General features: G+C 44.1%; 8 protein-coding genes. All 8 read right to left on the reverse strand.

The window, feature by feature from the left end:
- Positions 1 to 98: 98 nt before the first annotated feature.
- Positions 99 to 839: a rhodanese-like domain-containing protein gene (locus AC1DRQ_RS14140; RefSeq protein WP_477425368.1), complete on the reverse strand. Its 741-nt coding sequence runs from the start codon at positions 837 to 839 to the stop codon at positions 99 to 101.
- Between the two features lie 10 nt (positions 840 to 849).
- Positions 850 to 2,727, reverse strand: coding sequence for an arylsulfatase (locus tag AC1DRQ_RS14145; protein WP_477425369.1), 1,878 nt, complete (start codon positions 2,725 to 2,727; stop codon positions 850 to 852).
- 18 nt (positions 2,728 to 2,745) lie between these two features.
- Complete coding sequence (locus tag AC1DRQ_RS14150) at positions 2,746 to 4,629, reverse strand: arylsulfatase (protein WP_477425370.1); 1,884 nt, start codon at positions 4,627 to 4,629, stop codon at positions 2,746 to 2,748.
- Between the two features lie 30 nt (positions 4,630 to 4,659).
- A complete protein-coding gene (locus AC1DRQ_RS14155) occupies positions 4,660 to 5,061 on the reverse strand; it encodes a rhodanese-like domain-containing protein (RefSeq protein ID WP_477425371.1) in 402 nt (133 codons plus the stop codon).
- A 21-nt stretch (positions 5,062 to 5,082) separates the two neighbouring features.
- Entirely contained in the window at positions 5,083 to 5,559 is a 477-nt protein-coding gene (locus AC1DRQ_RS14160; RefSeq protein WP_477425372.1) for a hypothetical protein, read from the reverse strand.
- Between the two features lie 22 nt (positions 5,560 to 5,581).
- Positions 5,582 to 7,138, reverse strand: coding sequence for a RagB/SusD family nutrient uptake outer membrane protein (locus AC1DRQ_RS14165; RefSeq protein WP_477425373.1), 1,557 nt, complete (start codon positions 7,136 to 7,138; stop codon positions 5,582 to 5,584).
- A gap of 26 nt (positions 7,139 to 7,164) precedes the next feature.
- On the reverse strand, positions 7,165 to 10,254 hold the full coding sequence (locus AC1DRQ_RS14170; RefSeq protein WP_477425374.1) for a SusC/RagA family TonB-linked outer membrane protein: 3,090 nt from the start codon (positions 10,252 to 10,254) through the stop codon (positions 7,165 to 7,167).
- Positions 10,255 to 10,632: 378 nt separating this feature from the next.
- Complete coding sequence (locus tag AC1DRQ_RS14175; RefSeq protein WP_477425375.1) at positions 10,633 to 11,778, reverse strand: formylglycine-generating enzyme family protein; 1,146 nt, start codon at positions 11,776 to 11,778, stop codon at positions 10,633 to 10,635.
- Positions 11,779 to 11,793: the final 15 nt, after the last annotated feature.

An 11,793-nucleotide genomic window follows, 5' to 3' on the forward strand; every position in this document is an offset into this window, starting at 1 on the left:
TTATATACCTTTATACTCAACCTTGCATGTGGGATCCCGAAACAAGTTCGGGATGACTTATTAATTTGATGGCTTATTATTTATAATGCTAATTGTGTTTATTTTGCACTTGCTAACCCTGTTTTTACCCCATTAACCGCGGCTTCTATCTGTGCTACCGATGAAAAGCCTTGCTTTTTCCAAACTTCTTTTTTGTTTTGGTAAAGCACCAGGGTTGGTAATACATTTACCTTAAGCTCACGAGCCAGGGCAGTATTATCATACACTTCAATGCTGATGATCTTAGGTGTAAAACCCGTTTCAGCTTTCAGGGAATCAAGTACCGGTACCAGTTTTTTACAGGCGCCGCAGTACCTGGAGCCAAAATCAACCAACACCAGTTCTGACGAACCAGTGAGCTCTGTAAACTGTGCTTTTGATAGAGAAACACCTTTTTTAGTAGTTGAAATAATAGGATGTCCTGAACCTATCCAGTTGGCCAAACCACCGGGAAGCTCTTCTACATCTTTAAATCCTTTGGCACGCAGCTCGCGTGATAAAGCCGCGCTCCGGCCATTGGCAATGGAATAAACAAAAGTTGGTTTGTCTTTTTGCAGCGCAGCAAGCCGCTGCTGATAATCGACAGCTTTGGCATCAACGTTAACCGCTCCTTTGATGTGGTTCTGTGCAAATTCCTCTGCCGAACGGGCATCCAGGATCTGTGCGTTTTTTGCATCGTTAAGCTTTTCAGCAAACCCTTCAAGCGATAATAAGGGTGGATTGGCAGGCGTTGTCTGCGCCTTTACAATACCGGTGACAGCTACAAGCATCACCAGTAAATAGGTTTTTAAATTTTTCATGATCAATTGTTTAGTCGTTATTTTCTAAATGATGTATCCTCTTATTATTTATATCGTCCCTGTCAATAAAAGGGTAGATATTATTCTTTTTAGCTTCGGCATCAAATAGGTCCTGGAGTTCTTTAAGCTTTTCAGGATATTTTTTAGCCAGGTCTATACGTTCGTTAAAGTCCTCATTCAGGTTATACAGTTTCCATACATCCTTATCATAGTTGCGCTCAGGAATGGTTTTACCCTGCGGGAAATTGAGCAGGTCGACATTATCCGGGCGGTGGGCGGCTTCGGCCTTCCAGCCGTCTTTGTAAATCGAGCGTGAGGTAAAAATGTAATAATATTGCTTGGTGTGCAGTGATGCAACCTGGGCATTATTAAATGAACTGAATAATGATTTCCCCTGCAAGGTATCCTGTTTAATGCCTTTAACATATTCAGGCAGCTTTAGGCCTGCGGCTTCAATAGTAGTAGGAAATATATCCGAAACATGACCATACTGGTTACGAATACCACCTTTTTCTTTGATCAGTTTTGGATAATAAACAATCAATGGGTTATGGGTACCTCCTTCGGCATCGGCATCTGATTTCCAGTATTTAAATGGAGTATTGGCAGCTTGTGCCCATCCCAGCGGATAGTTGGTTGATGCTTCAGGTGTACCTATCGCTTCCAAATCGGCCTCATTGTTTTTGATATAATCTCCCTCTGGTGTGGTCAATGCTGAATTTTTAGGTTTGATCACGCCGTGAACGGTTCCCTCCTTACTGGCACCGTTATCCCCTATCATCACAAATACCAAGGTATTATCAAACTGACCCGAAGTTTTCAGATAACTGATCACACGGCCCACCTGGTTATCAATATAGGTTAGGTAGCCTGCATAAACTTCCATAAAGCGGGCATACAATTTTTGCTGATCAAGCGGCAAGCTCTTCCAGGCCTGTATACGCTCGTTACGTTCAGGCAGCTTGGCATAGGCGGGTATATAACCTGCCTTTTTTTGATTGGCGAAAACCTTTTCGCGGTAAACATCCCAACCCTCATCAAACTTGCCTTTATACAGATCGCTCCATTCCTTACTTACCTGGTGCGGTGCATGGGTGGCGCCGGGAGCATAATATAAAAAGAAAGGCTGATCTGGCGCTGCCTTATGCGCTGCATCAATATAACCGATGGCCTTATCCGTAATTTGTTCGTTCAAATTGCGGCCATCAGGTTTTATATGGAAATTATCCTCTACCAAATGAGGCGGGTTGTACTGGTCTGTAGCAGATTCCAGGAAACCGAAATGGTGATCAAAACCCTTACCGGTAGGCCAGCGGTCAAAAGGCCCAACGGCAGTAGTATCTTCATCGGGTGTTATACCCCATTTACCAACTGCAAAGGTGCTGTAACCATTGGAGCGCAAAGCTTCGGCAATGGTACCTTTATCGGGCGGGATCCTGCCGTCGTACCCCGGGAAACCTGCTGCTGTTGAGGCATGAGAAAAATTACCCACGTGCACATAATGGTGATTACGCCCGGTTAACAGTGACGAACGTGTTGGCGCACAAATGCCTGCTGTATGAAAATTAATATACCGTAACCCATTATTGGCCAGCGTATCAAAGTTGGGGGTGCTGATGAGCCCGCCAAAGGTACCCGATGCCCCAAACCCTACATCATCCAGCAATATCCAGACAATATTTGGTGCACCTTTAGGTGCCTTAAGTGGTTTGGGCCACCATTCTTTTGATTCGGCCAGGGTTTTACCAACTACTCCTTTATAAGTTGCCGCATCTGAGGGTGCAATATTGGCGGCAGAAACTTTAATAGTAGTTTGCGCTGCCACGGGCAATGTAAAACTTAAAGCAATAACAACTATCGCAAAAGCTTTTTTATGATCGTATTTCATGATGATATGATTTTAAGGTTACTTTTTATAGTTTTGATGTATACGCTGGTGGTAAACGTCGTACCAATCAATAAAGGGATATAGGTTGTTCTTTTTAGCCTGTTCTTCAAAAACCGCTTTCAGCTCTTTTAGCTTTTCAGGATCTTTTTTGGCCAGATCTATGCGTTCGTTAAAGTCGTCGTTCAGGTTATAAAGTTCCCATATATCATCATCAAAACTTTTATCTGGTATGTTTTGCCCAACCTTAAAATCACCCAGCTCTACATTATCAGGATGGTGCGCGGCTTCCGCTTTCCAACCATTACTGTATACAGAACGCGAACCAAAAATATAATAATGCTGTAAATTATGCCTTGTTGTAGCTTCGGGGTGGTCAAACGAATAAACCAGCGATGTTCCCTGCAGCGTATCCTGTTTAATACCTCTTATGTATTCAGGTAGTTTAATGCCTGTAAATTCAAGTGTGGTAGGCAATACATCTATTACATGGCCATATTGGGTACGGATAGTACCTTTATCCTTAATTCCTTTGGGATAATAAACGATGAGCGGATTACGGGTGCCTCCTTCAGAATTGGCGTCCTGTTTCCAGTATTTAAATGGCGTATTGGCCGCCTGCGCCCAGCCTAAAGGATAATTGGTAGTAGCCTGGGGAGTGCCGATATCATCAATATCGTCAAGGTTTGTTTTCAGGTAAGTATCTTCCGCAACCAATTTGGCCGAGTTCTTTTTGGGATTGATCACACCATGAACCGTTCCTTCTTTACTGGCCCCATTATCGCCAATGATCACAAACACGAGGGTATTATCCAATTGTCCGCTTTGTTTTAAATAGCCTACCAAACGCCCCACTTCATGGTCGGTATAGGTTAAATAACCCGCGTAGATCTCCATAAACCGGGCGTATAATTTTTGCTCCGCAGGGGGCAATGATTTCCACGCCGCTATGCGGGGGTTACGCTCTGGTAATTTAGCATAGGCAGGTATAATGCCCAGCTTTTTCTGGCGGGCTATCACTTTTTCTCTAAAATCATCCCAACCCGAATCAAACTGACCCTTGTACAAGTCGCTCCATTCTTTTGCTACCTGGTGTGGTGAATGGGTTGCACCCGGTGCATAGTATAAAAAGAAAGGTTTATCGGGCGCTACTTTATGCTGCCTGGTAATATAACTTATCGCCTTATCGGTGATCTGCTCAGTAAGGTGACGGCCATCAGGCGTTACATGGGCATTATCTTCTACCAGGTCAGGTTTATACTGATCAGTTGCCGAACCCAGGAAACCAAAGAAATGGTCAAAGCCTTTACCCGTTGGCCAGCGGTCAAACGGCCCGGCATCGGTAGCATCCTCATCGGGTGTTAAGCCATACTTGCCTACCGCAAAAGTGTTATACCCATTTTCACGTAGTATTTCGGCTATGGTTCCTTTATCAGGCGGAATCCTGCCATCATAACCCGGAAAACCGGCAGATAAAGCAACATGCGAAAAGCCGCCTTCATGAACATAATGGTGGTTACGCCCCGTAAGCAAGGCGGAACGTGTGGGCGCACAAATTCCCGCTGTATGGAAATTGGTGTAGCGCAATCCATTATTGGCAAGCGTATCAAAATTTGGTGTTTTAATGATGCCGCCAAATGTACTTGTTGCTCCAAAACCTACATCATCCAGGATGATCCATACTACGTTTGGCGCGCCAGTAGGCGCTTTATGAGGCTCAGGCCACCACTCCTTCGAATCATTAAGCGTTTTCCCTACTACGCCGCCATAAGGTTGATTACTTTGGGCTTTTGCACTTTGCAACCCAATTAAACCGATGACCATTATAAGAGGCCATATTTTTTTATAATAACCGGTTTCAGAATTTTCCGGTAGTTTTTGAATGGATTTGTTTAATATACTCATGATATGTTTATGTTATGGTTTAAATTGAAACTATTGAACAGGGAAGCCTGCCTTTGTTAAGCTATCAATGCCGCCAATATTATAGCCCAAACTATACCCCAGCGTTTCCAGAGAATCAGCAGCTTTACCGCTCCGGTTACCAGAATGACAATACAGGTATATAGGCTTTGTTCGATCTAATTTTTCGATCTGATCGACAAAATCAGCAGACTTAATATTGATATTGGACGCATACTTTAAATGCTCTTGGTTATATTCATCCGGGCTGCGTACATCTACCAGGTAAGCTTTGCCCTGCTGTACCTCAGCAAGCAGTTTTTTACTTACTTCGGGTGTTACTACAATTTTAGCCGATCTTTTTTGTGTGTAAGTTTGAGCCTGTATACCTGTAACCGCCAGGAGCAGCAGGATAATGATGTTTAGTTTTTTCATGATACTAATTTAATCTTGACATTATTCAGCATAACTTGATCTAAATTTCACTCCCCATTTGCCGTTCTCTTTGGTGAGGATATATAATGATTCATAGTGACCAATCAGGCTTCCGTCTGCCCGATACCGGGAAAACTCCGTATCTACATGCACTTTATCTGCTGATGCCTGAATGATGTTACGATGATCCCATTTACTATGATCCCAGCCCGACTTTTGCAATTCACCAAAAACCTTTGCAGCATCACGCAAACCGGCTTTTTCTAATACCGACATTTTACCACTGGCCAGCCGGTAATGCGGAAACTGGTAGGTGTTTTCCCATGCCGCGAGGTCCTTTGCATTAAAAGTGGCCATGTACTCGTCAAGTACCTGTAGTACTGCTGCATTTACTCGTGGATCAATAGCATGTGAGCCTTGTTCATTTGCAGTGGATTGCCCAAAAGCCGATGTAAAAAAACCAATGAGCAATAAAACAGCTATTACCGTCCTTTTCATAATGATCAATTGAACTTATTATTTACTCCCACCCCGGATTTTGGGTGAGCTTTCCGTTACTATTATCAATTTCCTGCTGCGGGATAGGGAAAAGATAGAATTTGCCCTTAGCCCCTTTGCTTACGTTAGTTTTGCCTACTTTGAGCAAGCTGGCCTCGAGTATGCCATTACCGCTGGCATCTTTTTCACGGATGAGATCGAACCAGCGCTGATATTCAAATACAAATTCAAGACGGCGCTCCAGGTAAACCGCATCTCTGAAATCAGCCGGGCTCAATCCCGACAAGGCATCAAGCCCGGCGCGGGCCCTCACCCTGTTAATAGAAGTATAAGCTTTGGCAGTTGGGCCGTTAAGCTCGTTTTCTGCTTCGGCATGGATCAGCAATACCTCTGAAAACCTGATGATAGATACATTAGCGCCTGATTCGGCTTCGTTCGAAACAACACCTGGATCGTAGTACTTATTAAAAAAGGGTATCGAATCGCCAGGGATAGTGGCATCATTCAGCTTGCCATAATATAGATTGGTAGTTGGGCTTTGGAAACGGGTTACAAAACTCACATTCCTCCTTTTATCCTTAGCGGTATAAAGCTTGTAAATACTGAAGAACTTATCTACACCGTTAGGTTTAGTAGCATCGGGCACTGAATAAAATACCACTTGATCGGCATAACTGCCCACCATTCCGGGTATCCCATTCAATATTGACCGGGGAGCCTGGTTATTACCCTGTCCCTGGGAATTTGACTTAAACTGAGCCGAGAAAATCTGCTCTTTACCATTTTCTGAAGCCGGTAAAAACACATCAGCATAATTAGCAAACAGGTCATAACCATAAGGGCCGTTGATCACCACTTCGGCCTGGCTAACCGCTTTATCCCACTTACGTTCAGTAAGGTAAACTTTAGCCAGCAATGCGTTAGCTGCTCCCGCGGTTGCCCTGCCCAGATCGGCCCCGGTATAAATATTTGGCAGATCGGTAGCGGCCGCTGTCAGGTCGGCCTCTATCTGCTTATAAACAGTAGCCGCCGCGGTTCTGGGAACTTGCAGGTCGGACAGGTTAATGGAGGTTTGGTCATGCAGCACCAGCGGCACATCACCATATAAACGCACCAGGTTAAAATAATATAAGGCCCTTAAAAATTTGGCCTCGGCTACCAGCCTTTTATTCAATGTAGCATCAAATTGTATATGCGGTATGGTATCAATAGCGATATTGGCTTTTTTTATACCCGCGTAATGCTGCTGCCATATTTGTAAAATGCGCAACCCTGACGATGAATGACCAAGCACCGCCTGCGAGCGTACATCGGCATTGGTAGCACCCGGACCCGGGCCTTCATCATCGCCCATAAAATTCATCCCGGTATTAAACAGTGTGTTATAGGGTGTTTGTACGGCATTGGAGCCGGCATTTAATAGTGAATAGGCGGCACTAACAGCGGCCACAGCATCGGCCTGTGTTTTATAGAACTGATTTGCCGGGATAAAGGACCGCGGGTCTTCATTCAGCTTGGCGCAGGAAACAGCACCAAAGGCAATCAGTATGATCAGATATTTAATATTTTTCGTTTTCATGTGTTTTAAATCAAAATAAAGCTGCCTTATAAGGTGATACCGACCCCTGCAATGATGGATTTATTGTTTGGATAGGCACCATTATCCACACCCGAGGTAATAGCCGATTGTTCGTTACTGCTCACTTCAGGATCGTACCCAGTATATTTGGTCCAGGTAGCCAGGTTTTGGGCGGTTATATAGATCCGGATCTTTTTTATAGGCGACCGGGAAACAATCGATGTTGGAATGGTATAACCCAGGCTTAGATTTTTAACCCTTAAATAAGACCCATTTTCAATAAAGCGGTCAGATATGGTTGCCGCAGGGTCCTGGAAAGCGCTGTGTACATCGGTGTTGGTATTGGTTGGTGTCCAGCGGTTAAGTAAGGTAGTAGTGGCATTGGTATAACCAGTACCCAGCTCCAGTACACTCCTTTGCTGGTTGTAGATCTTATTACCATAAGAACCTTGCAGAGATATGCTCAGGTCAATGCCTTTAAAAGAGAATGTATTGGTAATACCGCCTGTAAATTTAGGTTGGGAGTTGCCCAAGATCACACGATCTGCCGATTGGGTGATCTTGCCATCGCCATTGATATCCTGGTAGGTCTGTCCGCCGGGAGATGTATTAGCTGCTGGGGTAAGCGCAGTGCCTCCCGCCTGTATCAATCCGTTGGTTTTATACCCTATAAATGAACCTATGGGCTGACCTACCCTTAAAATAGAAGGCAGGGATGAATCGGGTATAAACTGGTTAACACCGTTGCCACCAAGGCTAAGCACCTTATTGCGGTTTATAGCAAAAACCAGGTTGGTATTCCACACAAACGACCCGGTAAAATTGCGGGTGTTTAAGCTAAGCTCAAAACCTTTGTTCTCCACCGAACCAACATTTTCATACTGCTGTGGGTTGGTAATAGCGGTATTGGTGATGATGGTAAGTCCGCTTGTTGCCGGTAGTGGTAGATAAAGCAACAGGTTGGTTGTTTTCTTGTAGTAAATGTCCGTAGTAAAACTAATCCTGTCTTTGAGCAAGCCCAGATCAAAACCAAAGTCGTATTGCGTTGTTTTTTCCYAGGTAAGGTTAGGGTTAGCTAAACTGTTGGGTGCAAAACCGGCCACTGTGGTGTTACCAAAGTTGTAACGATAATAACCCAGTTGTGAATAGGATTGATATGCAGGAATGTCGCTGTTACCGGTTTGGCCAGCGCTCAACCTGAATTTAAGCTGGCTGATCTGTTCTACATTGCGCAGGAAACTCTCGCTTGAAGCGTTCCAGGCTACGGCTGCGGATGGAAAGGATGCCCATTGATGGCCAGGAGCAAATTTCGAAGACCCATCGGCCCGTAAAGTAAGCGTAACCAGGTATTTGCCATTAAAGCCATAATTGATACGACCGAGGTATGATTTTAGCGCCCAGGTATTGGATGATGAAGAAGGTGCTATGGCAAACCCACTGCCTGAAATAGAGGTAATGCTGCCAGAACCCAGGTTATTATATGTATCATAATCGCTAACAAAACCCGAAGAGCCGGCTACTGAACCTTCGGCTTTAAATTTTTGCTGGGTAAAACCTGCCAGTATATTCAGATTATGTAGCCCCAGTTTTTTAGTATAGGTCAGGGTGTTTTCATTAAGCCAGTTAGTGGAATTGAGTGTCCCGGTTTCGCCCAGGCCCGAATAGCCGGATCCTTCATAAACAGAGGCTGGCAAATACCGGTTCTGTTTGTTATCAATAATATCAACACCGGCCAAAACCCTTGCGGTCAAATCATCAGTGATCTTATAATCGCCTGATATGTTACCGAGGATACGACTTGTGGTGGTGGTATTAATTTGGTTATAGAGTGTGTTGATGGGGTTACCATAAGTTCCCTCAAATACGTTTTTTATGAAAAATGACCCATCTGGATTATATATCGGGGTAGTTGGTGTCATCAGCAAAATTGCAGGCACTACACCCTGAGGCGCCACCTGTGCACTGATGCGGCTCCCTGTTATAAATGACGAGATCTTCAGTTTATCATTATAGTCATGCTCCACATTTACCCGGCCCGCGTAACGCTCAAAATTTGTATTCTGTAATATACCATCTTGCTTAAAGTAATTACCAGAAAAAGCAAGACGCGTCCTGTCAGTTCCTGAAAGGATAGACAGGTTATGATTCTGAGAATTCCCTGTTCTGAAAGCTGCGCCCTGCCAATCGGTATTCGCATTATAAGGGTTAAGCTGAGCAGGGGTTTGGGGAGTTTTCCCGGTGTTAATTAATGCATCGTTACGGAGTGCACCCCACTGATCTGAATTGAGCAACGGTATGGTTTTGATCACATTTTGCCAGCCATAACTACCATCGTAATTAATGGATGATAAACCTGATTTTCCTTTTTTGGTGGTAATGATAATTACACCATTAGCGCCCCTGGTACCATATATCGCGRTAGCCGAGGCATCTTTTAATACTTCAATATTTTCAATATCAGATGTATTAATAGAAGCTAATGGATTGATCTTTGGCCCGTTGGTTACGCCCGCATCGGTTAATGAGTTACTGTTTGAAGTGGGGAACCCATCAATGATATACAAAGGCTCGGCTACTGCATTAATGGAGTTAACACCCCGTATCTGTACGGTAACCCCGGCACCGGGCTGGCCGGTGGCCTGGGTTACCTGGATACCTGATATGGTTCCCTGCAATACCCTATCCAATGATGGCACAGATTGCTTTAACGCGATATTGGGGACAGAGGCTACGGAACCAGTAATATCTTTTCGTTTTTGCGTTCCGTAACCAACCACAACCACCTGGTTCAACTGGCTCTGTATATCTTTCATCTTTATCTCTACCGGACTGCCATCGGCTATAAACTCCTGCTTTTCGTAGCCGATAAAGGTGATGATCAACTTATAAGGAAATTTTTGGCCGGTAACAAAGCTGAACTTTCCTTCCCCATTGGTCGAAACCACGTGAGTAGTTCCTTCAATGCGTACCACAGCACCGGGCAATGGCTCCTTGGTGGTGCCGTCAATTACCCGGCCTACTAATTTTGAATTGATGATGGGCTGTGTTTGCTGGGCAAATGAGCTAAACGGGATAAAGAAAGTGAGTAGTAATGGGATTAATAAAAGTTTTTTCATGTCGTCGGGGAGTTAGTTAAAGAGGTTAAAAAACTGGACGAATGAAGAGCAACTAATGAATACCTTTTATTGGATCCTACGCTTAGCAGATAAAACTGCCTGTATTGAAAATCGCCTGTCGCGATTTGAAGTGTGAACTGTTGTACAAGCCGGGACACGAACAGCACGTAGCCTTTCCCGACTTTTGCAATATTTTGCATAAATTTGAAATAGTTTAAAATGACACCATTGAAACAGGCTCAACGCCAATCGATCCCTGTTTCGTTGTTTTAACGCTTGGGGAAAAGCAATTGCTTTTCCCTTACTTTTTTTATTTGGACTTGTTATTTTTCTTTCATATTCTTTTCTGTTTATTTTTATTAGGGGTATTTTTTTAACTTAATTTTTTACGCAGCGAAAGCCTAAATGCTCCATGCCACTGTCTTCGGTTGTCTTCATTCTTCTGGATACCCTGTATCCTGAACAATAGCTGTCATTACACAAAAATGAACCTCCCCTAACCACCCGCTTAATGGCATAAGGTTCGTCAGGGTCATATGATTTTGATGGACCGACAGGATCTTTTACTCCCTCAGGTTTATTGATCGTACCGTAATATCCATAACTGTACAGATCAGCGCACCACTCCCAAACATTGCCAGCCATATCATATAAGCCATACCCGTTGGGTGCAAATGAACTCACGGGTGCTGTGTAATAGAATTTGTCATGCTGGGTATTCCTGTATGGGAAATCACCTTCCCAGGTATTGGCTTTGGCCTTTCCCTCACTTATTTTTTCATTACCCCATGGGTATATCTTATCGTTTAACCCACCTCTTGCGGCCCGCTCCCACTCAGCTTCGGTAGGTAAACGCTTACCGGCCCATTTGCAATAAGCCAGTGCGTCATAATAAGATACCTGTACCACCGGATAATTTTCCTTGCCTTTTATATTGCTTCCGGGACCATGCGGATGTTTCCAGCTGGCCCCTGCCTTCCAGGCCCACCATTGGCTATAATCGCTTAAGGTTACCGGCTGTTTGGATGGAACAAAAACCAGGGAAGCGGCTACCAGCAAACTATCGGCTGGTTTTGGAGTTCCCGGAGGCATTTGTTTTTTTAACACCTCCCAATCTGGTTTTTGTTCGGCTGTAGTAATATAACCTGTGGCCTTAACAAATTTTTCAAATTGCGCGTTGGTTACTTCCGTACGGTCTATCCAAAAGCCATCAACTGTTACTTTGTGCTTGGGATATTCATCTTTTTCGGCCTGATCATTATCCGCGCCCATCCTAAAAGTACCTGCCGGGACCCAAACCATTTGATCATGACTGGTGTCGGGCCCGGTCAGTACTGCCCCGGTTAAGTGAGCCGGTTTAAACCGGCTCGGAATATTTGATTCGCAGCATATGGCTTTCTTCTTTTCGGCAACAACATTGGCTTTAGCTGCATTTTTAGCTTTTTCCTTTTGTTTACATGCAGAAAAGACTGTGACAGTTACACCAATTATTAACAATATCCGGTTAACTTCTTTTAGATCCATGAATTTATTATAGCC

Source organism: Mucilaginibacter sp. P4_E8 (genome assembly GCF_056401495.1).

Bases quoted from the DNA above. Each gene is read 5' to 3' on its own strand.
- AC1DRQ_RS14140 (WP_477425368.1), bottom strand. From the start codon at position 839: ATGAAAAATTTAAAAACCTATTTACTGGTGATGCTTGTAGCTGTCACC.
- AC1DRQ_RS14145 (WP_477425369.1), bottom strand. From the start codon at position 2,727: ATGAAATACGATCATAAAAAAGCTTTTGCGATAGTTGTTATTGCTTTA.
- AC1DRQ_RS14150 (WP_477425370.1), bottom strand. From the start codon at position 4,629: ATGAGTATATTAAACAAATCCATTCAAAAACTACCGGAAAATTCTGAA.
- AC1DRQ_RS14155 (WP_477425371.1), bottom strand. From the start codon at position 5,061: ATGAAAAAACTAAACATCATTATCCTGCTGCTCCTGGCGGTTACAGGT.
- AC1DRQ_RS14160 (WP_477425372.1), bottom strand. From the start codon at position 5,559: ATGAAAAGGACGGTAATAGCTGTTTTATTGCTCATTGGTTTTTTTACA.
- AC1DRQ_RS14165 (WP_477425373.1), bottom strand. From the start codon at position 7,138: ATGAAAACGAAAAATATTAAATATCTGATCATACTGATTGCCTTTGGT.
- AC1DRQ_RS14175 (WP_477425375.1), bottom strand. From the start codon at position 11,778: ATGGATCTAAAAGAAGTTAACCGGATATTGTTAATAATTGGTGTAACT.